The 23,673-nt window shown below is 61.8% G+C and carries 22 protein-coding genes; 15 read left to right on the top strand and 7 right to left on the bottom strand.

Translation table 11 applies throughout. From position 1 onward, the window contains the following. The first annotated feature begins 255 nt into the window (after positions 1-255). The 7 genes from AB4Y81_RS11210 to AB4Y81_RS11180 all read left to right on the top strand — a co-directional run bounded on the left by AB4Y81_RS11210 (position 256) and on the right by AB4Y81_RS11180 (position 7,569). Complete coding sequence (locus AB4Y81_RS11210) at positions 256-1,179, top strand: ABC transporter substrate-binding protein (protein WP_039241013.1); 924 nt, start codon at positions 256-258, stop codon at positions 1,177-1,179. A 46-nt stretch (positions 1,180-1,225) separates the two neighbouring features. After that, complete coding sequence (locus AB4Y81_RS11205) at positions 1,226-2,122, top strand: amino acid ABC transporter permease (RefSeq protein ID WP_026267280.1); 897 nt, start codon at positions 1,226-1,228, stop codon at positions 2,120-2,122. Then, on the top strand, positions 2,119-2,886 hold the full coding sequence (locus AB4Y81_RS11200; protein WP_018778563.1) for an amino acid ABC transporter ATP-binding protein: 768 nt from the start codon (positions 2,119-2,121) through the stop codon (positions 2,884-2,886). The genes AB4Y81_RS11205 and AB4Y81_RS11200 overlap by 4 nt, the downstream gene beginning before the upstream one ends. 3 nt (positions 2,887-2,889) lie before the next feature. Next, positions 2,890-4,026: an N-methyl-L-tryptophan oxidase gene (solA, locus tag AB4Y81_RS11195; RefSeq protein ID WP_416428864.1), complete on the top strand. Its 1,137-nt coding sequence runs from the start codon at positions 2,890-2,892 to the stop codon at positions 4,024-4,026. A gap of 75 nt (positions 4,027-4,101) precedes the next feature. Beyond that, entirely contained in the window at positions 4,102-5,355 is a 1,254-nt protein-coding gene (locus AB4Y81_RS11190; RefSeq protein WP_039241009.1) for an aspartate aminotransferase family protein, read from the top strand. A gap of 27 nt (positions 5,356-5,382) precedes the next feature. Continuing rightward, positions 5,383-6,837 (top strand): NAD-dependent succinate-semialdehyde dehydrogenase, encoded by a 1,455-nt coding sequence (locus AB4Y81_RS11185; RefSeq protein WP_018778566.1) that lies wholly within the window; start codon positions 5,383-5,385, stop codon positions 6,835-6,837. Between the two features lie 39 nt (positions 6,838-6,876). Next, the gene (locus AB4Y81_RS11180) at positions 6,877-7,569 is read left to right on the top strand and encodes a GntR family transcriptional regulator (RefSeq protein ID WP_051088518.1); all 693 of its coding nucleotides are present in this window, start codon (positions 6,877-6,879) and stop codon (positions 7,567-7,569) included. 67 nt (positions 7,570-7,636) lie between these two features. Here AB4Y81_RS11180 and AB4Y81_RS11175 read toward each other — a convergent pair whose 3' ends face one another. Next, positions 7,637-7,993, bottom strand: a complete 357-nt coding sequence (locus tag AB4Y81_RS11175; protein ID WP_018778568.1) for a cupin domain-containing protein — start codon at positions 7,991-7,993, stop codon at positions 7,637-7,639. A gap of 273 nt (positions 7,994-8,266) precedes the next feature. On the opposite strand from AB4Y81_RS11175, the gene AB4Y81_RS11170 reads away from it, so the two are divergent. Next, positions 8,267-10,474, top strand: a complete 2,208-nt coding sequence (locus AB4Y81_RS11170; RefSeq protein WP_281444237.1) for an amylo-alpha-1,6-glucosidase — start codon at positions 8,267-8,269, stop codon at positions 10,472-10,474. 4 nt (positions 10,475-10,478) lie between these two features. On the opposite strand, the gene AB4Y81_RS11165 is transcribed toward AB4Y81_RS11170, so the two are convergent. After that, positions 10,479-10,709 (bottom strand): hypothetical protein, encoded by a 231-nt coding sequence (locus AB4Y81_RS11165; protein ID WP_144401263.1) that lies wholly within the window; start codon positions 10,707-10,709, stop codon positions 10,479-10,481. 237 nt (positions 10,710-10,946) lie between these two features. On the opposite strand from AB4Y81_RS11165, the gene AB4Y81_RS11160 reads away from it, so the two are divergent. From AB4Y81_RS11160 to AB4Y81_RS11130, 7 genes are all read left to right on the top strand, one after another. Continuing rightward, positions 10,947-11,636, top strand: coding sequence for a haloacid dehalogenase type II (locus AB4Y81_RS11160; protein WP_441995880.1), 690 nt, complete (start codon positions 10,947-10,949; stop codon positions 11,634-11,636). 16 nt (positions 11,637-11,652) lie between these two features. Further along, positions 11,653-12,129, top strand: coding sequence for a RidA family protein (locus tag AB4Y81_RS11155; RefSeq protein WP_193590451.1), 477 nt, complete (start codon positions 11,653-11,655; stop codon positions 12,127-12,129). Positions 12,130-12,139: 10 nt separating this feature from the next. Then, positions 12,140-13,246: an alanine racemase gene (locus tag AB4Y81_RS11150; RefSeq protein ID WP_193590450.1), complete on the top strand. Its 1,107-nt coding sequence runs from the start codon at positions 12,140-12,142 to the stop codon at positions 13,244-13,246. Between the two features lie 66 nt (positions 13,247-13,312). Continuing rightward, a complete protein-coding gene (locus AB4Y81_RS11145) occupies positions 13,313-14,047 on the top strand; it encodes an SDR family NAD(P)-dependent oxidoreductase (RefSeq protein WP_441995878.1) in 735 nt (244 codons plus the stop codon). Positions 14,048-14,094: 47 nt separating this feature from the next. After that, the gene (locus tag AB4Y81_RS11140; RefSeq protein ID WP_441995876.1) at positions 14,095-15,501 is read left to right on the top strand and encodes an NAD(P)/FAD-dependent oxidoreductase; all 1,407 of its coding nucleotides are present in this window, start codon (positions 14,095-14,097) and stop codon (positions 15,499-15,501) included. Positions 15,502-15,640: 139 nt separating this feature from the next. Continuing rightward, positions 15,641-16,777 (top strand): FAD-dependent oxidoreductase, encoded by a 1,137-nt coding sequence (locus AB4Y81_RS11135; RefSeq protein ID WP_441995873.1) that lies wholly within the window; start codon positions 15,641-15,643, stop codon positions 16,775-16,777. A 97-nt stretch (positions 16,778-16,874) separates the two neighbouring features. Next, positions 16,875-17,537: a GntR family transcriptional regulator gene (locus tag AB4Y81_RS11130; protein ID WP_018778577.1), complete on the top strand. Its 663-nt coding sequence runs from the start codon at positions 16,875-16,877 to the stop codon at positions 17,535-17,537. 47 nt (positions 17,538-17,584) lie between these two features. Here the strand turns inward: AB4Y81_RS11130 and AB4Y81_RS11125 are convergent, their stop codons facing one another. The 5 genes from AB4Y81_RS11125 to AB4Y81_RS11105 form a co-directional block, all read right to left on the bottom strand. Next, complete coding sequence (locus AB4Y81_RS11125) at positions 17,585-19,009, bottom strand: glycoside hydrolase family 32 protein (protein ID WP_441995929.1); 1,425 nt, start codon at positions 19,007-19,009, stop codon at positions 17,585-17,587. Positions 19,010-19,143: 134 nt separating this feature from the next. Beyond that, a complete protein-coding gene (locus tag AB4Y81_RS11120) occupies positions 19,144-20,691 on the bottom strand; it encodes a glycoside hydrolase family 32 protein (RefSeq protein ID WP_189075664.1) in 1,548 nt (515 codons plus the stop codon). After that, entirely contained in the window at positions 20,688-21,779 is a 1,092-nt protein-coding gene (locus AB4Y81_RS11115) for an ATP-binding cassette domain-containing protein (protein ID WP_189075665.1), read from the bottom strand. Before AB4Y81_RS11115 ends, AB4Y81_RS11120 begins: the two co-directional genes overlap by 4 nt. Next, positions 21,776-22,738 carry an ABC transporter ATP-binding protein gene (locus AB4Y81_RS11110; RefSeq protein WP_441995870.1) on the bottom strand — a complete coding sequence of 321 codons (963 nt, stop codon included), beginning with the start codon at positions 22,736-22,738 and terminating at the stop codon, positions 21,776-21,778. Before AB4Y81_RS11110 ends, AB4Y81_RS11115 begins: the two co-directional genes overlap by 4 nt. Further along, positions 22,735-23,673: an ABC transporter permease gene (locus tag AB4Y81_RS11105; protein ID WP_018778582.1), complete on the bottom strand. Its 939-nt coding sequence runs from the start codon at positions 23,671-23,673 to the stop codon at positions 22,735-22,737. Before AB4Y81_RS11105 ends, AB4Y81_RS11110 begins: the two co-directional genes overlap by 4 nt.

The raw sequence follows: 23,673 nt of genomic DNA, 5'->3' as shown, positions 1-23,673 counted from the left end.
ATTGCAGGGCGGGCGGGGTGCGGGCTGCTCGACCGATGACTCGACTCTAGGGCGTTAAATTGTCAATTGTCAACAGTTTCTCACGKCAAATCAGAACGGTTCTCATCGGGCAGATTTCAGGAAAAACTTTCTGTAAATTGTTGACAATCTACTTTTGAGAGGGTTGCATTGCTGTAGATGACGGAGAGATCCGGATCACATTTCAACTTAAAGACTCCCCTTCCCCCACCGCCCGACCCCTCGAAGGGAAGCACTATGAAGATTCGCACGAAAGCTCAGACGGCCGCTGCCGGACTCGCCGTTCTGCTGGCGCTGAGCGCATGTGGCGGCACCGCCAACAGCGACTCTGCAGACAGCAGCAAGACAGCCAACACCACCGACATTTCCGAGGGCGTCCAGCCTGACGAAAAGGCCGTGAGCCTCTTGCCCGCATCCTATAAGGAGAAGGGCGAACTGACGGTGGCAATGGACCTTCATTACCCGCCGACAACCTTCCTCGCCGAAGACAACTCCACTGCGATCGGCCTGAACCCGGACATCGCCCGCTTGGTAGCCAAGAAGCTCGGCTTGAAACTGAAGTTCCAGGACACGAAGTTCGACACCATCGTTCCCGGCTTGGATGGCGGACGCTACGACTTCACCGCCACGACCATGTCCAAAACGGATGAGCGCCTTAAGGTCCTGGACATGATCGACTATTTCAAGGCCGGAAACTCAGTAGCCGTAAGCGCGGGAAATCCCCTGAAGCTCACCAACGAGACCCTTTGCGGTAAGAACATTGCCGTCACGCAGGGTTCGACCGGCCAGCTCAAGCGCCTCCCGGCCCTGAACGAGCAGACCTGCACGTCCAAGGGACAGCCGGCGATCAATGCAGTCACGCTGCCCAATGTCCAGGAAGCCTTGACCCAGCTGGCATCCAAGCGCATCGATGGCATCTTCTACGACACCACATCCCTCGCATGGGCCGGAAAGCAGCAGCCCAACGCCTTCACCCTCCTGACCCCGCAGGTTAACGTCGGCGCGAGCGACCTTACCGCCATCGGCGTCAAGAAGGGCTCGCCCCTGACCCCCGCCCTTCAGGCAGCCATCCAGTCAGTCCTGAACAGCCCTGAGTACAAGAAATCACTGGAGACCTGGGGACTTGAATCCGGCGCCATCACTGACGCCAAGTTGAACTAGCGGGTCACCGATGAGACAAGCAACTATTGAGAGAAGCAAACCGGCAATGAACGGGATGGACGCGACACTCAAACCTCGAATCCGTCGCAGGAGCACCTTTGAATACGTCGCATGGGTCCTCTGCATTGTGCTTGGCCTGGGCATCCTGGCCTCCGTAGCGACGAACCCGAATTTCAAATGGGACGTCGTGGCGAAGTACTTCACCCACGAGGCGATCCTTCGCGGGCTGATGCTCACCATCTTCCTCACCGTGGCCAGCATGGTACTGGGTACCCTCCTGGGCCTGGTCATCGCCATCATGAGGTCCTCGAAAATCAAGCCGATCGCGGCCACGGCAGGTCTCTTCATTACCTTGTTCCGGGGCACCCCTGTCCTGGTCCAACTGATTTTCTGGTTCAACATCGCAGCCCTCTACCCGAACCTCACCATCGGTATCCCGTTCACCAACATCGGCACTGCGATCGATACCAACGCCCTCATGGGCCCGATCACCGCAGCCCTGATCGGCCTGACCTTGAACGAAGCGGCCTACATGGCGGAGATTATCCGCGGCGGATTCTCTTCGGTGGGCAAAGGACAAATTGAAGCGGCCGACTCCCTGGGCATGAGCGCATCCATGAAAATGCGTAAGGTCATCATTCCCCAAGCAATGCCCTCAATCATCCCCGCTACAGGCAACCAGGTAATCGGAATGTTCAAGGAAACCTCCCTGGTCTCCGTCCTGGGTGTGGCCGAACTCCTCCAGAGCGCCCAGCTCATTTACGCCCGCACCTACGAAACCATCCCGCTGCTGATCGTCGCGAGCCTCTGGTACCTCGTCATGACCCTGCTGCTGAGCTACCCCCAATCCAAGCTCGAGCAGAAATACTCCCACACCTCCGTACGGGTCCCCCGCAAGGCCCGCAAGGTGACACTCACCGCACCGGAAGGCATCGCACGATGAACGCTGACGGCACCATCCACGCCCGCCGAATCCGCAAATCCTTCGGACCCAAAACGGTCCTTCACGATATCGACCTCGACATCGCCAGCGGTGAAATCTGCTGCATCATCGGCCCCAGCGGCTCCGGCAAGTCCACCCTCCTGCGCTGCATCAACGGCCTCGAGACCGTCGACTCCGGAGTGCTCAAAGTCAACGGCGACGACTTTGGGTACTACGAAACCGAGAACGCCTACCACGCTCTGCCACCCAGGAAACTGGCCGAACAGCGCACCCGTGTCGGCATGGTTTTCCAACAATTCAACCTCTTCCCCAACATGACAGCCCGCCAGAATGTCATGTCCGGACCGGTCCTGGTCAAAGGTGCCGACAAGAAGCAATCCGCCAAACGCGCCCAGGAGCTGCTCACCAGCGTCGGCCTTGGAGCCTTCGGCGACCGCTACCCTGCGGAACTCTCCGGCGGCCAGCAGCAACGCGTGGCCATCGCCCGCTCACTGGCGATGGATCCCGAAATCATCCTCTTCGACGAACCCACCAGCGCCCTGGACCCCGAAAAGGTCGGGGAAGTCCTCAGTGTCATGCAGGACCTCGCCAAGAAGGGCATGACCATGGTCGTTGTCACCCACGAAATGGGCTTCGCCCGCGAAGTAGCAGACACCCTGCTTTTCATGGACGAAGGTTTCGTCGTAGAACGCGGCGACGCACGCGAGATACTTACCGATCCAAAAGAACCCCGTACCCAAACCTTCCTGAAGCAGGTGCTCTAAACCATGGATGGAAAACTTGCAGTCATCGGCCTGGGCAGCATCGGAAGCATGGCCCTGTGGCAGGCATCGCGGTTGTCCGATTCTGTAGTGGGTTTCGAAGCGCAAGCCCCTGCCCACGCGCGCAGTGCAGCCGGCGGAGACACCCGGCTCTTCCGCATGATCTACCGCGGCAACCCTGCCTACTATCCCATTCTGGCTCGTTCCCGCGAACTATGGGCAGAACTTGAAGCAGAGACCGGGCAGAGCATCCTCACCCGCTGTGGTGGTCTCTCCATCGGCACCAACGACGGACCATACCTCCGCAGCCTGCTCGAGACGACACGAGAAACGGGCGCTGCCCACCACGTCCTCACCCGTGAGGAAATGGCTGCACGCTACCCCCAGCACAACCTCCGCGCCGACGACATCGCCATCCATGACCCCAACGCAGGCGCCCTGCGAACCGACCGCGCCATCACCGCGGCCATCACAGCAGCGGAAGCCAACGGCGCATCCGTCAACACCAACACTCCTATCGAGAGCATCACTGACACCGACGACGGCGTCGTTGTCACTTCCGGTGCAAACTCCTGGACTTTCGAACGGGTCATCGTCGCCTCGGGCGCCTGGTCCAAGCAGCTCATGCCGGAATATCTCAAACGCCATACGGAAACCAGGCGGATCTTCCTCTCGTGGTTCGTCGCCCGGGACGCGGAGCAGTTCTCCCCGGAGAAATTCCCCGTCTTCATCAGGATTTCGGGTGATCGTTCCATGTACGGCGCTCCCGCAGTGGATGGTGTCACCGTCAAAGCCACTCTGGACGGTCGCGGGGCACCCACACCCGCTGCCGATTCCGTGCCCCGCGACCTCAGCACAGCGGAGATCAAGGAAACCACGGAGACGGTTTCGGAATTCTTCCCGGGTTTGATCCCAAGCATCGTGCGTTCGGATGCGTACCCGGACCTCTTCACCTCCGATTCCCACCCGCTGATGGGTTTCCTCGGCGGGTCCAGCAGGATCTACTCGGCCACTGGATATTCGGGAGCCGGCTTCAAGATGGCCTCCGGCTACGGAGAAATCGCGGCCAGCGAAGCACTCGGTAAGCGCTGGTTCGATGATTTGGACTTCCTGCGCCCCCAGAGGTTTCAGCAGACCCAGTGAGTATCGCGCTGATCAGGACATTCGTTCGAATCGCGTATTGTTGACAATCTACAGTTCCTAAGAAAGTATGAAGCCATGGCAACACTTAGCCCGATCCTGAAGCAGGCGACCCCCGTGGTTGTCGATCACGCCGCAGGTAGCTGGATCCACGCGACCGACGGGAAAAAATACCTCGATTTCACCACCGGGATCGGCGTCACCAGCACCGGTCACTGCCATCCCGATGTTGTGGCCGCCGCCCGCGAACAGGTGGGCAGGATTGTCCACGCGCAATACACCACCGTCATGCACAAGCCCCTGTTGGAACTCACCGAGCTCCTCGGCACAGTATTGCCGCAGGGTCTGGACAGCGTCTTTTACGCAACGTCGGGCTCGGAAGCAGTGGAAGCCTCCATCCGGTTGGCCCGCATGGCCACCGGCCGGCCAAACATCATCTCCTTCCAGGGTGGTTTCCACGGCCGGACCGTCGCCGCGGCCTCCCTGACCACTGCGGGAACAAAGTTCCGCTCAGGATTCTCGCCCATCATGGGCGGCGTCCACGTAGCCCCGTTCCCGCATTGGTACCGGTACGGCTGGGACGAAGCCACCGCCGTCGAATTCGCACTGAAGGAACTGGACCACCTCCTGCTGACCATCAGCGCCCCGAGCGACACGGCCGGCTTCATCATCGAACCCGTCCTCGGCGACGGCGGCTACATTCCCACCCCTGTTGCCTTCCTCCAAGGGCTGCGCGAGCGCGCGGACAAGCACGGCATCGTGCTGATCCTTGATGAAGTCCAGGCCGGAGTCGGCCGCACCGGCAAGTTCTGGGGACACGACTGGGCGGGCATAACGCCCGACGTCGTCATCACCGCCAAGGGCCTCGCCAGCGGCTTCCCCATCTCGGCAATCGCCGCCTCCAAGGAACTCATGGGCAAGGCCTGGCCTGGCTCCCAGGGCGGAACCTACGGAGGGAACGCCGTCGCGGCAGCAGCCGGTGTCGCCACTCTCGGCGTCATCAAGCGCGAAAACCTCGTGGAAAACGCTCGTCTCCGCGGCGAGGAACTACGGGCAGGGCTGGAGGCGATCCAAGCCGGATTCAGCGGAATCGGCAACGTCCGCGGCCGGGGCCTGATGCAGGGTGTCGAATTCACAGCAGCGGACAAGACCCCCGATGCCGCTACTGCACTGGCTGTCCAACAGGCAGCCATCAAGGAAGAACTCCTGCTCCTCACCTGCGGTCCGCACGGCAACGTCATCCGCCTCATCCCAGCGTTGAACGTCAGCAGCGACGAGATCCAAGTTGCTTTGTCAAGGTTCTCGCAAGCGCTCAAGTCGGCCACCTCCTAGTCCCCCTTGATTACTGAAAGAGCCACGATGTCCCACACACTTGATCCAAGCTCACTGCAGACAGATCTCTTCATCGACGGTCACTGGCAGCCGGCCGCAAATGGCGCCACGTTTGCCGTGGAGAACCCCGCAACGAACGAAGTCATCGCCCACGTCGCCGACGGAGGCCCCGACGATGCCGCCCTGGCCATTGAGGCCGCCGGAAGGGCACAGGCAGCGTGGGGCAAATCCACTCCCCGCGAACGGGCGGACATCCTTCGCCGGGCGTTCGACCTCGTCATCGCCAATACGGAGAAATTAGCGGCAATCATGACCGCCGAGATGGGAAAGCCGCTCGCGGAGGCAAAAGGCGAGGTCGCCTATGGCGCGGAGATGCTCCGGTGGTTCTCTGAGGAAGCAGTCAGGATCGGGGGCGACAACGCCACCTCCGTGGATGGCAACACCCGCATCCTCATTACTAAAGAACCAGTAGGGCCCTCGGTCCTGGTGACTCCATGGAACTTCCCGCTTGCCATGGGTGCGCGGAAAATCGCTCCTGCCATCGCTGCCGGATGCACCATGGTGTTCAAACCGGCGGAGCTGACGCCCCTCACGTCGTTGGCGCTCGTTGAGATCTTCAAGGAAGCAGGACTTCCCGACGGCGTGCTGAACGTCGTGACGACGTCGGGCGCTTCCAGCGTGGTCCGGACCTGGACGGACAGTGGGATCGCACGCAAGATCAGCTTCACTGGTTCAACTGAGGTGGGAAAGATCCTGCTGCGGCAAGCTGCCGACAACGTGATGCGTTCCTCCATGGAGCTCGGCGGAAACGCACCCTTCATCGTGCTGGCCGACGCGGATATCGAGAAGGCCGTCGATGGAGCCATGAAGGCCAAGATGCGGAATATGGGAGAGGCCTGCACGGCCGCCAACCGCTTCTTTGTCCACCGCTCCGTCGTGGAAGAGTTTGGCGGGAAGTTCGCCAAAAAAATGTCAGAATTGCAGGTAGGCAATGGCGCTGTAGCGGGGACCGACGTCGGACCCCTTATTGAGCAGAAGGGTCTGGATAAGGTCGAAAGCCTGGTTGCAGATGCCGTATCCAAGGGCGCGCGGGTCTTGACCGGGGGAAGCCGTCCGGAAGGTCCGGGGTACTTCTACTCCCCCACCGTACTGATGGACGTGCCCACGGAGGCCGCCCTGATGTCAACGGAAATCTTCGGACCGGTAGCGGCGATCACGCCGTTTGACAGCGAAGACGAAGTCCTCCGCCTGGCCAACGATACCGAGTGGGGTCTGGTGGGGTACGTGTTCACGGAGAGTATGGAGAAAGCAATGCGGTTCTCCGCCGACCTGGAGGTGGGAATGGTTGGCCTGAACACTGGCCTGGTGTCCAATCCCGCCGCACCATTCGGCGGTGTCAAGCAGTCCGGATTGGGTCGCGAAGGCGGCAAAATTGGGATTGACGAGTTTTTGGAATACAAGTACACCGCGGCAGCGGTCTAATAGGTTCAACTTGCCGAAGCATGGAATGAGGGGATGTCAATGGCGGCACCGGAGGGAATGTTCGTGTTGGAGGGCCGGCCCACGGCGCAGCTGATTGCTGACCAATTACGTGAGCTGATTGTGCAGGGAGCTTTCACGCCTGGACAACAGGTCAACGAATCAGCGCTGGCCAGCCAGCTCAGCACGTCCAGGGGCCCGCTCAGGGAAGCGCTACAGCGGCTGTGCCAGGAGGGCATCCTGGTCAGCAAGCGCAATCGTGGCGTTTTCGTTCTGGAGCTCTCTACAGAAGACATCCGGGAAATCTACGCCGTCCGCGAGGCGGTGGAGCTAGCGGCCGCCAACACACTGCTGGACTCGGAGCCGGATCAGGTCACTGATACCTGCAGGGAACTGAAGGGCATCATCCGAGGCATGGCCAAACAGGTCGCTGCGTCTGACTGGCAAGCTATCGCGCGGCTGGATATGCAGTTCCACACGGCCTTCGTTTCAGGAACCGGCAATACGCGTTTGATCCGGATCTATGAAACCCTCGCAGCGGAATCCCGCATGTGCATTTTGAGCCTTGAGGTGGCCTACCCCCGCATCGATGCCCTGGTGCAGGAACACCAGAAGATCCTGGACCTGCTCGAGGCCCGTGACCGAAGTGGTCTTCAGGATGCCATCAAACGGCACATGCAAAAGGCCGTCGAGGACCTCACTTCCAAGCCTGAAGTAACGGAAATTACCGCTTAGGCTTTTAAACTGCTTCGCACTAAGAAGGGCCCGGTTCGCATGTGAACCGGGCCCTTCCTTTCTGCCTCTAATTGGTCGGGACGTCAGTCACGACCCACATTTTCCGCAGCGTCTCGTGAATGGTCCACGTACCCGTCCAGCCGGCCGGCGTGACGAACAATGTGCCAGGACCAATCTCAAAGCTGCTCCCGTCTTCTTCAGTGATTGTCCCTTTGCCACTGAGGATCTGGCAGATTTCGTCGTAGCCGGGACGAGTGCTCTTGAATACTCCTGGCGTGACCTCCCAGATGCCTGTCTTGTGTCCCTCCCTTGCCCACAGCCGGAACGAGACCTCGGTCTGCCCTGGTGTGCTGCTGGTTGCCTTGCTTATGTGCTCCCCGGGGTTGGCGGTTAATGCATCGTTCATCACAGTGGCCTTGACCATTGCTGCTCCTTCCGGGCCTGGGCCCGACGTCAATGGGCCCGCCATCTTTGGCAGGCCGATCTCTATTTTAGCAATTGTCAACAATTGACGATATGTTTTGCCAGAAGTGACCACAGGGCGGACGCCCCACACCAGGGCGGAGACCCATTCACCGAGGAACAAGCGAGACCTTCATCGCCGGCTGAAACCGCCCCGACCCCGGGTCTGGCCCACGACGCCGAGCAGGAGTAGCGTCGCTCTGAGCAGGTAGCAGAACAGCCAAAGGAGCCAGACATGGCTGGATGGAATGCCGATACCGCCGCCGGCCCCCTGGGCGCGGGGACCGTCACGCTGGTGGAGGGTACTTCCTTCTGCATCTCCCTGCCCAGCGGCGACATTGGTCCGGATCATCCGCACGGCCTGTTCTTCCAGGACACGCGCATCCTGTCCGCCTGGAGCTTGACGGTGAACGGTCAGCCCGTGGAACCCCTGACAGCCCAAACGAAGGAACCGTACAGAGCCATCTTCGCCGGCCGCATCACCATGTCCGACGGATATGCGGACACCCCGCTGATCGTGGAACGTGTCCGCGAATTGGGCGTAGGAATGGTGGAACGCATGACCGTTTGGAATTATTCGATGAAACCCGCGGACTGCCTGATGGAAATCACGGTCGGTGCGGATTTCGCCGACGTCTTCGAAGTCAAGGAAGCGCGGGTTCTCACGCAGTGGGAGGAAAGCTGCGAAGCCGATGCCAACACACTGATCCTTCGCGCCCGCTGGCGGGACATCCGGAAGTCCGTCGTCGTACGTTCCGATGTTGCCCAAGCGAGCCGTGAAGGTTTTAGCTACAGGACCACTATCCCGCCCAGGGGCTCTTGGAGCACCGAGCTGACCGTGATGCCCGGACTTGAAGGGTCGGCGCCGTCAGCGCCGGTGGTGCATCCCGCCGTCGGCGAATTATCCCGAAGCGATCAACGCCGACAGGAATGGGTGGCCAAGATTCCCGTCCTGCATATGGGCAACCACTCAATTGAGAGGACCTTGAGGCGGAGTTACGACGATCTGGGAGCCCTCCGCATCGAGGATCCAGCCCACCCGGAGAGGGTGGTTGTGGCGGCGGGAGCCCCGTGGTTCATGACCCTGTTTGGCCGGGACTCGTTGTGGGCATCGGAAATGGCCATGCCGGTCGATCCCTCGCTGGCCTTGGGAACCTTGCAAACATTGGCTGAGAGGCAGGGTTCGGTAGTCGACCCCGTGAGCGAGGAAGAACCGGGCAAGATTTTGCATGAGGTCCGCCTGGATGTCTCCAGCAGCCTGGCCTTGGGTGGCAAGTCAATCTATTACGGCAGTGTCGATGCCACTCCGCTGTTCGTGGTGGTTCTGGGTTCGGTCAGCCGTTGGGGTTTCGCCAAGGACACCATTGCCGCGCTGCTGCCCCACGCAGACCGCGCCCTCGACTGGATCCGGGACTACGGCGACAGGGACGGCGATGGGTTCGTCGAGTATGAGCGGCTCAACGATCGCGGGCTGATCAACCAGGGCTGGAAGGACTCATGGGACGGGATCAACTTCGCGGACGGAAGGCCCGCTGAGCCGCCTATCGCGCTGTGCGAGGTCCAGGCATACGTCTACGACGCGTACATGGCCCGCGCCTGGATGGCATACGACGCCGGCGACTCACCCCTGGCGCGCGAACTCGCCGATCGTGCCTCGCAATTGAAAGCCAGGTTCAATGAGGAATTCTGGATGCCGGATCGTGGCTATTATGCGATCGCATTGGACGGAAGGAAGCGGCAGGTGGATGCCTGCGCATCCAATATGGGGCATTGCCTCTGGGTTGGCCTGGTGGACGAGGACAAGGCGCCCCTCGTAGCTGAGCGGCTTATGTCACCGGAGATGTTCAGCGGCTGGGGCGTACGGACGCTGGCAACCGATATGGGCGCCTACAACCCCGCCAGCTACCACAACGGTTCCGTCTGGCCGCACGATAACGCAGTCATCGCAGCAGGTCTGATGCGCTACGGGTTCGTGGAGGAGGCTCAACGGATTGCTACAGCTTTGCTTGATGCGGCCGACTACTCCGAGGGCCGTCTTCCCGAGCTGTTTTGCGGGTTCAGCCGGGAGCAGTACAGCGAACCAGTCCCCTACCCCACCGCCTGCTCACCCCAAGCCTGGGCAGCCACCTCGCCCATCCAACTGATCACGAGCCTGATGAGGTATGACGCCCACGTTTCGCGCGGCGGCTTCTGGATGGATCCCCGGTTGCCTGCCTCCTACGGCGACCTGCACATCACCAACGCGCCCATGGCGGGCGGCCGGGTGACCATCGACATCGCCGATTCAATTCCCAGGGTGCAGGGATTGCCGGATGGCATGAAGTTCCACCGGGGACACCGGCCCTGGTTGACCGAACTCGTGGGGCAGGCGGGCTTGTGGAACGACCTCGATGCCAACAGCCGATCGCATGGCGGCCCGGGCAGGGACCCCCAAAGGAGCTAACGTTCTAGAACGCCGCGCGCAGGGATGTCGCAACGAAACGGCCGCGGCCGGCCGCCTCGCGCAGAATCCAAACAGCCGGAACTCCGCCCACGGCGGGCATCACCTGGCCCTCGGCAATGAACATCGGGGCAGCTTCATGACCTACGGACCACCACCCCGCCTGCGGGCAGTGGTGACCAGTGCTCGCCGTCTCGGACTCGTTAGGGGCTGGGGCAGCAGGGCGGCGCTTCTTCATGGCAATTCCTTCTCCGGGTAACGCCCCGTGGATGGGGCGAGGACATGAATAGAGCCTAGCAATTGTCAACAATCTACGAAAGGGTGAGGGTCTGTAATTTTTGGGTCCACCCCTGGTGCCGCTTTCCCGACCTCCTTATCTTGTTGACAATCCGGCTCGAACAAGTGTATTGTCGACAATCGACGAAGACGTAAGCGTGTTTCGTCGACAATCGACATCGCTAGAACCGGAGGAAACATGGCATTCGCAACCAAGCCAAAATTCGTTACGTTCGACATGAACGGAACATTGATCAAATTCAGCATCAACGATGCGATCCGTGACGTCCTGGCTGACCGGCTTCCGGCCGACATCGCTGATCACTACCTGCGGGCCTGCAAGGCATACCGCATCGACGAATGCATGGGCGACTACAAGCCGTTCCACCAAATCATCGCCAACTCCATGGAACGGGCTTCCCGCAGGGTTGGCATCGATTACAAATCCGCCGACGCCCGCGCTGTCTACGAGACCGTCCCCGAGTGGGGCCCCTACCCGGGCGTCACCGAGGCGCTGAACAAGCTGGCTGAGGCCGTTCCGCTGGTCATCATCACCAACAGCGACACTGCGCACGCTACTCGCCTTTCCGAAAACCTGAAGGCACCGTTCGAAGCTGTTATCAGCGCCGAACAAATGGGCATGTACAAGCCCCGGCTCGGCGCATTCGAGTACATGTTCGACAAGCTCGGCGTGACGCCGCACGAGATCGTGCACGTTTCCGCGAGCCCGATGTACGACCTGCGACCCGCAGCCACCTTGGGTGTCAGCAACAAGGTCTACGTCGACCGCGGCTTTGAGCACGACGAGCACTGGCTCGGCTACGAACGAATCACTGAAATCGCCGACCTGCCGGTCCTCTTTGGCCTGCAGCGTCCAGCAGCCACATGAGAAAGCCCGCCTACAGATGAGCGCCACAAAGACCGGGCCGGCTATCACCAGGCTCCAGGCTCTTGGCCTGGATCTTCCCACCCTCGCCGACAACCCCCATTACGTGGATCACCGGGCCGTTCATTCGAGCATTCACATTTCCGGCCAGCTGCCATTCAAGAACGGCGTCCTCTTGGGGCAAGGCATTGTTGGACGGGACGTGGAGCTGGAGGCAGCGCGGGAACTCGCACGACACGCCGCACTGAACTGCCTCGCCGCCGCGGAACAAGCAGTGGGAGATCTGAACCGGGTCCGGATAATCCAGATGCTGGTCTTCGTCGCCAGTGCACCCGACTTCGGACTGCAATCGCGGGTGGCCAATGCGGCCAGCGACTTGCTCCTGGAGGTGCTGGGCGAGAACGGACGACATGCACGCACCGCTATTGGCGTCGCAGGGCTGCCGCTCAACGCACCAGTCGAGATCCAAATGGTCTGCACGGCCGTTGACGAATAAGGAGAACACCGTGAACCGGCTTCAACAAGCCTTGGACAGCTTGCAGGATCGGATCGACACCCCGGCCCCGATCGTGTTGATCGATGTCATGCAGGACAACATCGATCGCATGCAGGCCTTTGCCACTCATCGGAACCTCGACGTCAGACCGCATGTGAAAACGCACAAATGCTTGGAAATAGGCCGTCGCCAGGTAAAAGCCGGCGCGGTGGGCATCACCGCAGGCAACGTGGGTGAGGCCGAAGTGTTTGCCGCGGCCGGCTTCGACGACATCTTCATCGCCTACCCGATCTGGCCTTCAGTGACGAAAGGCCTGAGGATCCGAAAGCTTGCCGCCACCACCCGGCTGCGGGTCGGCGTTGACAACTTTGCGGCAGTCGACGCTCTTGCCGACGCGATGGGCTCTGAGGCCGATCGGCTGGAAGTCGTAATCGAAGTCGACTGCGGTGCCCGTCGTTCCGGAGCACCGCCGGAGGCAGCAGGCTCCCTCGGGTCGGCCGCCCGCAAACGAGGCCTGGTGCCGGTGGGCGTGTTCACCTACCCAGGCCACGGCAGTCTGAGTCCGGACGCCCGCAAGCGTGCCGCAATGGACCAGGAGGCCGCGCTCACCACCGCCGTGCGCAGCTTCAATGCCGTAGGGATCAGAGCCGACGTGGTCAGTGCAGGATCGACACCCACCATCGAATTTGCAAGCAACAGCATCATTACCGAAATCCGGCCTGGCGAGTACGTTTTCAACGACCTCAACAACAGTAGGCTGGGCGCCTGCACCGAGGAACAGATCGCGCTTTTTGTTGCCGGGACCGTGGTGAGCGACTGGGTATCCGATCAGGTCATACTCGACGTAGGCACCAAAGTGCTGAGCCGTGAAGGCAGTCCTGAAACCGGCTACGGCGCCGTCGCCGGCACACAGGCAGTCCTGTCCAAACTCAACGAATACCACGGCTTCCTCGCCGTGCCCCCAGGCGATTTCCATCCCGGCATCGGCGCTGTGCTTCCGATCGTCCCCAATCACGTCTGCCCGGTAGTCATCAATTTTGACGAGCTGATAGTCACCGACAGCGCTGGCGCTTTCCTGGAGCGCTGGACAGTGGATGCCCGCGGATTCCTCGGCTGAACCGCCGCCAGCGGGCCGAAGGCATATCCCGTCCCAACAATCACCGACTTCACGGAGATAGACACCATGAGACTCGAAAACAACACTGCTGTAGTAACCGGAGCAAGCAGCGGAATCGGCGAGAGAGTGAGTTCGCACTTCCGCCGCGAAGGCGCCCGTCTCATCCTCACTGGCCGGAGGGAACAGCTCGATAGCACCCTGCCCGAGGACCTGTACGTTCCCGGCGACCTCAACGACGAAGCGTTTGTCGAAAGCCTGGCCCGTCAAGCGGCAGAGTCGTTCGGCACCGTAGACGTGGTTGTCCTAAACCATGGACTGCAGGTCAGCGGTCCCCTGGCAGAGATGAGCTACGACGACGCCAAGAACGTGCTTCACAGCAACCTGCTCAGCTCGTTCCTGATGATGAAACACTTTGCGCCCTTGATGCCGGCTGCCGGAGGTTCATTCGTCTTGGTCAGCTCACGGCTGGGTATGGTCGGAAAGCCTGACGAGGTCCTGTATTCCGCAGCCAAAGGGGGCCTCATCATGCTGGCCAAGGGCGCAGCCATAGAGTGGGCTCCCCGAAACATCCGGGTCAACGTCGTAGCTCCAGGACTGACGGCAACCCCTGTCATCGAAGCATCGTTCCGCCGCAGGGAGGATCCCCTGGCCTATCGTCGGGAGCGGGAAGCACAGATCCCGCTACAACGCCTCGCTTCCCCCGAAGAGATTGCCGACGCCATCCTCTTCATGGCGTCATCGGAATCTTCTTACGTCACCGGCGCGGTTCTCCCTGTCGACGGCGGTTACACCGCCTTCTGACCACCACGTCCCCCAATGCACGACATCACACACAAAGCAGGACCAAAATGAATGCCCTTACAGCAACCCCCCGCAACGGTGACCTCGGCTTCTGGATGGCCGGCCGCACAGACAATAGACCCACTTGCCCGCAATTCACGGGGCAGGACACTGTAGACCTGGCCATCATAGGTGGCGGTTACACAGGCCTGTGGGCGGCCTATTTTGCCAAGAAACTCGAACCCTCACTCAAGGTAGCGGTATTCGAGGCAGAGCAGGTCGGCTATGGCGCCTCCGGTCGAAACGGCGGCTGGCTCTCAGCAATGCCTCCGGGAAACCGGGCAACGTTCGCCCGCGCATCAGCAGGTGGCTTGGAAGCGAGCAGGGCTTTGCAGCAGGAGTTTGTGGCGGGCGTCGATTCCGTGCTGGACATTCTCCAGGCCGAAGGCATCAACGCGGACCAGCACAAGGGTGGTGCCCTGGTGGCTGCCCACACCAGGGCGGGGCAGGGCCGACTGGTGGCCCGCCGCGATGCCGACCTGAAATACGGCCTGACCGAAGACGAAATCCAGATGTTGGACCGCGATGACTTTCAAAGCCGTATTAATATCTCCACGGTCCACGGAGGGCTTTACTACAAACACTGCGCCCGGTTCCACCCTGCGAAGCTGGTTCACGGGCTGACAGACACCCTGCAGTCCATGGGGGTCAGCATCTACGAGGACAGTCGAGTAGACAGTGTCGGGCAGGACACCCTCACCCTGGCGAACGGGCGGGTCAGCGCTGCCAAGACCTTCATCTGCACGGAAGGGTACTCGGGCCCGCTGCTTGGAACCCGAACCCTTATACCGATCAATTCCTCCATGATCGTGACTAAGCCGCTCCCGGACGAAGCCTGGCAGCACATCGGATGGAAGGGACTTCAGTGCCTCAGCGACTCAGCACACACCTTCATCTACGCCCAGCGAACAGCGGACGGCCGTATCACCATGGGAGGGCGGGGAGTCCCCTACCGCTACAGCTCCGGCACTGGAGGAAGCGGTTCAACAGCACAGTCCACCGTAAATCTGCTTGCGGAGAAGCTCCGGACATTCTTCCCGGATGTCCCCTTCGAGGTGGACCATGCCTGGTCCGGTGTTCTTGGTGTAACCCGTGACTGGAACGGCGGTGTCCACTGGGATCCAGCGGCCGGCGTCGGCTCTTCAACGGGTTATGCGGGACACGGCGTCACGGCAGCCTATGTCGGTGGGCGAACCCTCGCCGAGCTGGCGTTCGAACGCGAGACTGAACGGACTTCACTTCCCTGGGTGGGCTACCGCGCGCGGAAGTGGGAACCGGAGCCCATCCGCTGGTTGGGTGTTCATGGCATGTACCGTCTCTTCGGACTGGCTGACCAATGGGAAGAGCGCCGGGATTCAACCAAAACTTCACTCTTGGCCAAATTCGGCAGCAGGCTCGCCGGACTCCATGAATAGCGCATCTGCCAACGCTCTGGCTAAACCCTCGAAGGGAAGCATCATGAAAACCGGTTCCAGACGCCGGCATGGGCCTGAAACAGGGCGCGGCGCCAATACCAGCCCGGCAAAAAAACCAATCATCAGGGAGGGCCTGACCATGGATGGAAGACTCGCAGTCATTGGACTCGGCAGTATCGGCAGTATGGCGTTGTGGCAGGCTTCCCGGATGGCCGGCCCGGTCACCGGGTTCGAGGCACAGTCCCCTGCTCACGGGAGAAGCGCCGTGGGCGGTGACACCCGCTTGTTTCGCATGATCTACCTCGGGACCCCCAGCCTCTACCCGATCCTCGAACGCTCCCGTGATCTTTGGGCTGAGTTGGAAACAGAAAGCGGGCAGGACATTCTCACACGGACCGGAGGACTGTCCATAGGCAACGCCGGCAGCCCGTACATCAGCGGCCTCTTGGAAACCGCACGACTCAACGGGACTGCCCACGAAGTCCTCAGCCGCGAAGAACTCGCCGAACGCTATCCACAGCACAACCTCCGCGCAGACGATGTCGCCGTTTACGATCCGAATGCGGGGGTCCTGCGCACGGACCGCGCCGTCACAGCCGCCATAGGCGCAGCACGGGCCAATGGAGCTACGGTGCACATCAACACCCCCATCGACAGCATCTCCGAAACCGACGACGGCGTTATTGTCACCTCAGGTGGGAATTCGTGGAGCTTCGAGAACGTCATTCTCGCCTCGGGCGGTTGGTCGAAACGACTCATGCCTGAGAATCTCAAGTCGCATGTTGAGACACGCCGGGTGTTCCTGTCGTGGTTCGTTGCCCGCGACGCAGCCCGCTTCACCCCGGAAACGTTCCCCGTTTTTAGCCGCATGTACGACGACCGCGCCATGTACGGCGCGCCCGCCGTCGATGGGGTAACGGTCAAAGCCACCTTGGATGGGCGGGGAACAGTGGTCACCGACGCCGACCGTTTTCCCAGGGAACTCTCGGAAGCCGAAACCACCGAGACCTTGAAGACAGTCTCGGACTTCATCCCGGGCCTGGTTCCGTCGATCGTCCGCTCAGACGCCTTTCCGGAGCTGTACACCAAGGACCGGAACCCTCTGTTGGGATGGCTCAGCGAATCGAGCCGGATCTACTGTGCGACGGGGTTCTCCGGAGGCGGTTTTAAGAACGCCACAGGGTACGGTCACATCGCCGCGCATGAAGCGCTTGGCAAACAACCAATCGAAGGCCTGGATTTCGTGCGTCCGGAGCGGTTCACCACCGGCGCCTGATGAGGGCACCCCAGCTCAGAAACCTTCCCTGAGTAGAGCCTGCCACGGACGAAATCAACACCCCCTGTATAATCGACAATCGACGAGGAGGCCCAGGGTGGATCGCAGGTTTGAGTGGCAAGAGCAGCGAACGACCACGCCTGACGGCGTCTACCGGGTGCTCCGCACCGCCATCTTGGACGGAACCGTCTCTCCCGGGGAACAGCTGCGGGAAACGCATATCGCTACGGATCTCGGCATCAGTCGTTCGCCACTGCGTGAGGCGTTGACCAAGCTTGAAGAGGAAGGCCTCGTGGTGAAAGTCCCCTTCCGTGGTTCTTTCGTTGTGGAGGTAAGCGATCGGGACGTCTCCGAGATCGCATCCATCCGCCTGCTGGTGGAGCCTTATGCCGCCGAGCTCGCTGCCCCGACACTGCGGGATGCGAAACGGCCTCTTCTCAAGCAGACCATCGAGGAACTCTACCGGGCAACCGATGCGAACGATATCCCGGCGAGCATTGATGCCCACCTTAGGTTCCACCGGCTCTTCTACGAACACTCCGGTAACGCGGCGCTTTACAGTCTGTGGAGCGGTTGGGAGAACAAGTTGCGTCTTTACTTCGCGGCGGACCATCCTACGTACAGCGATCTTCATCAAGTTGCCGTCGAACATGAAAAGCTGGCGGAGCTTGCTTTGAACGGTGACATCGAGGGCTACCGCAAGGAAACGCTCAGCCAGTTCCAGAACGCTTTAGGCGCCGAAACCGCAGACCCGGCCTGACGTCAACTCCGGAAAAGCCCGCCGGCAACGCCGGCGGGCTTTTCGCGCTACGGCGTGACCTTGAGTTCCCGGATGGTCAGTTCCCGGAACGTGGCCGCACCTTCGTGGGCGTAGAGGCGGATGCCGTCATCGCCGTCGAGCGGGAAGACCCGGTGCGAATGGACCACGCGCCCGTCGCCGACGAACATCTCTACACTTGTCCGATCCACCAGGATGCGTAGCGTGAGTCTTCCGGCGGCGGGGTCCACCGGGGTTTGGGATTCCCCGGCCGTGGGGTTGACGGTGGGACGGCGGTTGACGTAGGCGAAGGGCCCGCGCAGGTAGGCGCCTGCTGCAACGTGTCTGCCTCCTCCTGATGCGCGGCATAGCTCGAAACCGAGATTGGCCGGTGGCGCAGCCGGATCCCACACCACCTCGCAGCTCAGATCGTACGCGTTCGAGCGGACCTTCAAGTCGTATGTACCGGCAACTGCCACATCACCCAGCCGATGTGTGCGCTTCACGTGGTTACCCAGCGCGGACGTGGGGGTGGAGGAAAGGTAGTAGGCGCCATTTCCACGCTTGAGCCGGACGTCACGCACGATCATGTCGTCGCCGTTGTAACCGTCAGCGGCAAGGGTGGGCGTGTTGTGGGGGTAGTCCCAGAAATTAGCCCATCCGATCGCCCGCCGCAGGGTTGGGTCCTCCGCACCCGATTCTGTGTGATGCGGGTAGGTCACAGCGCCATAGAAATCGAAGCCGTAATCGAGCCATTCCGGCTCGGCATGGTCGGGCGTAAAGGAACTGCCGTCGAAAGCGCCGGTCCAATACGCATACGTCGCGGGCAATCCGCGGCCCTTGCCGTTCGCGCTGGTGCCCAGGACCCAATGGGAGGTGCCGTCGTCGGCTGTCATCCGAAAGAGGTCAGGGCACTCAAGAAGCCCAAGGTCAGTGCGGACAAACTCCCCAACACGCTTCCAGGTCCGCAGGTCCGGTGAGGCGTAGAACCCGAGCTTCTGCCCCTCGGCGTTGGCCATGAACCACCGCCCACGGTCCGCGTCCCGGATCACCTTGGGATCACGGAAATCGTGCACGCCGGGGTTGGGCAGCACCGGAGCCGCGCCACCGGGCTTGAACGAACGCCCCCTGTCAGTCGAGTACCAAAGGTACTGCGCCTGGCGCCCTTCCGGTGCCTGGGTGACGAGTGCTATGACCGCCCCCGCACCGTATCCCGCAGTATTTCGCTCATCCACCACCAGGCATCCGGACCAACAGTCACCGTTGCCGTTGCTGAACTTCGGGATCGCGACACCCCGGTCCCGGAACGCTACGTGATCGGTTGTAGTGGCCCGGCGCCAGGACGTGCCGCCCCCGCCGGTGATGTAGTCGGCGTTGTACAGGTAGTAGTAGTGGTACTCCCCGTCCAGGTAGATGGGTCGTTGGGGATCGTTCTTCCAGTTGTCGCTGACGCTGAAGTGATAGTCGGGGCGCATCCGGGTTGGTCCTTTCGAGGGGCTGCCTGCCGCCGACGCGGGGTCGGACAGCGCCAGGGATCCGCCCAAAGCAACCGCACCGGCGCCTGTCAGTAGTCCGCGGCGGGAGAATGATGATGAATTCTTCATGGGTTTCACTTCCGTTCCGGCAGGAGGCTGCGGGTTTCTTCGAACACCCCGGCCATGGTCCAAGCATCAAAGGAGAGGAGCCGCACCGTACCTTCGGTGGCGGCCAGTGTTACGCGCCCGCCGCCTTGGGTCGGGTAGACGCGGGCAGTCAGCGGCTTGCCGTTGGCGAAAATTTCGACGGCGGACCGGTCCACCAGAATGCGTAGGCGAACCCATCCGTCCGTCATGGGAAGGGGGCCGGACTTCTCCTCCACATCAACGGCCGGGTCCAGGCTGCTGCGCGTGCGGTCCAGATGCAGCATGCCGGTGGCGCCTCCGTCGGCCGAGCGGCCCAGAATGACCACCGTCTCTTCAGCGCCGTCCACGGATCCAAGCAGTCCGAGTCGCAGCTCCGCACCTGCGGAGAGCTGCAACTCCACCTCAAGGTCGAGTTGGTTGCCGGAAACACCGGTATCCATGGCCGTTCCGGCCACCAGTACCTGGGCAGGCACATGGGAGTGATTCCTGCGCAGCTTCCCGATTTCGGGCACTGGCGCGAACTCCAGGGTTCCGTCGTTGCCCAACGTGGCGACCCGCGGCAGGCTCATGACCCCCGACCACCCGGCTTCCACCATGGCTGCGTCGCTTCGCCCCTCCTGCATCCAGCCGAACATGACCCGCCGGCCGGATTCATCCTGGAAAGACTGGGGCGCGTAGAAGAAGCGGCCGCCGAAATCCAGCCGGTGCAGCGACCCGGGTTCGAAGGTGTCGCCGGCGTAACGACCCGTCCAGTACAGCGGGTGGCGGGTTTCGCCGTCGTTCCACGCGGAAAAGACCAACACATCCGTCGAGTCACCGGCATGTGGAGATCCCAACGATCCTTGTCCTGCACGGAAAAGATCAACACATTCCCACATGGTCCCCGTCCAGTCAGGGCCTTCAGGATCACCTTGAGAGGCATCCCCGATGAACAGTGGCCCGAGATAATCCCAGGTGCGCAGGTCCGAGGACTCGTAAAGAAACGCCGTGCCGCCGACGTCCCGGATCCCCGAACCGACCAGCTGCCGCCAAACGCTTCCCTCCCGCCACACGCAATGATCGCGGAAGGCCGTGATGTCCACACCGGCCGGCGGTGCGCCAATGACCGGGTTTCCGGGGTCCTTGGTCCAGTCCTGCAGGTCCGGAGTTCCTGCGGCGACGCAGGGCAACTCCTTGCCGGCGTACCGCCCGGAGTACACCAAGGTGGGCGTGCCGCCGTCGTTCACCAACACCCCTGACCAGCAGCCCTCGGCGTCCGGTCCCGCGGACGGCTCCAAAGCTACGGGTTGGTCACTCCAGGAGACCAGATCGGTGCTGGTGGCGTGGCCCCACTGGATGCGGTGGTGGAAGGCACCCTCCGGGTTGTACTGATAGAAGAGATGGTAAGTGCCGTTCCATTGGCTGACACCGTTGGGATCGTTGAGCCAACCGGCCGGCGAGACGAAGTGGAAACGCGGCCTTAGTGGATCTGCCTCGGCACGGGCCACTAATTCATCCTGCGGAACCGTGGCGAGCGGATGGGTCACTTCAGTCATGCGGAAGCCTCATCTTGAGCGGTCGACGCCGGGTGGCCGGGTTGGATTGGTTCACTCGCCAGGGCGTGGCCGCCGGCAGCGGCCCATGGACGGTACAGGTGGCAGCGCACCCAGTGACGGTTTTCGGGGTCCCCCACCCGATGGCGGACGGGTTCCTCGGCCGAGCAGGCTTGGTCCGGGTCGCCGTCGAACATGCAGTGCGTCGAGGCCATGACCGCCTGCCTCAGTTCGGCCCGGCGGACGGGATCGTACGAGCCCGCCCGGGCCGGATCCGGCACGGCCGAGACCAGCAGTTGGGTGTAGGGGTGCGCAGGGTTGGCCAACAGATCCAGGGACTCGCCCTCTTCAACGAGCTCTCCGGCGAACATGACCGCCGTCCGGTCCGCCAGGTAGCGGGCGGAGGCGAGGTCGTGGGTGATGTACAGCATGGAGATGCCTTGCTCGTCGCGGAGCTTACGCATCAGGTTCAGCACGCCGATCCGGACGGAGACGTCCAGCATGGACGTCGGCTCGTCGGCCAGGATGACCTGCGGTTCAACGGCCAGGGCCCGGGCGATCGCAACGCGTTGGCGCTGACCTCCCGAGAGCTCGTGCGGGTACGAGTTCAGCATGTCAGCTTCCAGGCCGACGGTGGTCATAAGTTCTTCCAGGCGGTGCCGGGTCTGCTCCTCGGAACCGCCCTTGCCGTGGATCGCCAGGGAACGCCGCAGGAAATGCTCGATCCTGTGGGCCGGGTTCAAGGAGCCGAAGGGGTCCTGGAACACCATCTGCAATTGGGACCGGAAGGCCCGGGACGCTTGGAAACGATCCCGTTTGAGGACATCGACGCCGTCAATGAGGATCTCCCCCGAACTCGGCTTCTCGAGCCGCGCCACACAGCGGGCCAAGGTGCTCTTGCCGGAACCGGACTCTCCCACGAGGGCTACGATTTCGCCCTTGCCGATGGTCAGATCGATGTCGTGCAGGGCGCGGACGGAGTCGCGGGAGAACAAGCCGCCAATCGGGAACGACTTTCCCAGTCCACGGATTTCAAGGGCAGGGGTACTGGTTTTGGACGCGGCCGAGGGGGTCATCAGGGAGTGGCTCATCGTGCAGCTCCTTCGAAGTCAGTCGAATCAATCACCGAAGCGTCGGCACCAAACGGGGCCACAAAATGGCCGGGTGCTGCCTCGGTGAGGTCCGGGATGTCCCGGAACTTCACGCCGTCGGGCAGTCCCGTCAACGGAACGCGGGGACCGGTAAGGGGCGGAAACGCGCCCATCAGTGCCTGGGTGTAGGGGTGACGGGGATCGGCATATACGTCCTGGGCTTTCGCGGTTTCCACGATCCGGCCGCCGTACATGACGGCYATGCGGTGCGAGAGTTCCACCATGAGGGACATATCGTGCGTGATGAAAAGGACGGAGAAGCCAAGCTCGCGTTGCAGTTCCTTGATTTGGGCCATGATTTCCTGTTGCACCACCACGTCCAGTGCTGTGGTGGGCTCGTCGAGGATCAGCAGTGACGGCTTGAGCGCCACGGCCATGGCAATGACGGCACGCTGACGCATTCCGCCGGAGAGCTGGTGCGGGTAGGACTTCAGCCGGGCGGGATCGATCCTGACAAGCTCCAGCAGTTCACCGGCACGTCGCAACGATTCCTTCCGGGAGTAACCGGCGTGGGTGGTGAAGATGTCCACGATCTGGTCGCCGATGGTCATCACCGGATTGAGCGAATTCATGGCCGACTGGAACACCATCGCCACGTCCTGCCACCGGAAGCGCCGCAGCTCCTCGGCGCTCATGGCCAGGACGTCCTTGCCGCCGAAGGAAATGCTGCCGCCGGCGATCTTTGCGGGGTCCTTCAGGAGCCTCATGATCGAGTTGGCAATGGTGGACTTGCCGCAGCCGGACTCCCCCGCCAGACCGAACACCTCGCCGGTGCCGATGCTGAAGGAAACGCGGTCGACGGCGGTGGTGGAGCGGGTATCTCCGATGTACTTGACGGTGAGGTTCTTGACGTCGAGGACGGGTTCGTGGGAGCCGAAGGAGACTTGGGAGATGGTCATTTGGCGGTGCTCGTTTCGGCTTTCGTGGGTGTTGTTTTGGGCGTCTTGATCTTTCGCAGCCGCGGATTGGTGACTTCGTCCACGGCGTAGTTGATCAGGGCAAGGGCGAACGCGACCAGTGCGATGCACACACCGGAGGGTACGAAGACCCACCAGCTTCCGGTGAGCAGGGCACCTTCGTTACCGGCCCAGAAGAGGTTGTTGCCCCACGAGACCGTGCTGACGTCACCAAGACCCAGGAACTCCAGGCCCGCTTGGGCTCCGATGCCGTAGATGACGCAGGCCAGCAGCGTGCCCATGACGATCGAGGCCATGTTGGGCAGGATCTCGCGGAACATGATCCGTCCTGCCCGTTCGCCGGACACGACGGCCGCAGCGACGAAGTCCTTGGACCGGATTGACAGTGCCTGGGAGCGCAGGACGCGGGCCGAACCGGCCCATCCCGTGACCACAAGAACCAGGATCACAGTCCCCAGGCCCGGCGGAAGGAACGCCGCCAGGATGACCAGCAGGGGCAGTCCGGGCAGAAGCAGGAAGACGTTGGTGACCAGGGACAGGGCTTCGTCAATGAACTTGCCGAAGTACGCCGAGGCCAGACCCACGAGAATGCCGATGAAAGTGGACGCCAGACCCACCGTCAGTCCCACGAACAGGGAACTCCGTGAGCCGTGGACGGTCAGCGCCAGCACGTCCTGTCCCTTGGCGGTAGTCCCCAGCCAGTGCTCTGCATCCGGTTCCAGGGACGCCATCGCGGTGATACGTGACGGATCGCCGGGGAACAACACCGGCGCCAGGAGTGCCAACGCAATGAACACGATCATCACGGTCATGCCCAGCAAGGCTTTCTTGTTCGTGAGAAGTCCGTGGACGAAGCTGCGGTTGGGTTTGCGGGCAGCCGGAGCTTGAGTGGGCTGCTTCAGAAGTGCGGTTGTCAT

Source organism: Paenarthrobacter sp. TAF1, from assembly GCF_052113825.1.
In the GTDB taxonomy this organism is placed as follows: Bacteria; Actinomycetota; Actinomycetes; order Actinomycetales; family Micrococcaceae; genus Arthrobacter; species Arthrobacter nicotinovorans.
This window is presented reverse-complemented; position numbering and strand designations above follow the sequence as displayed.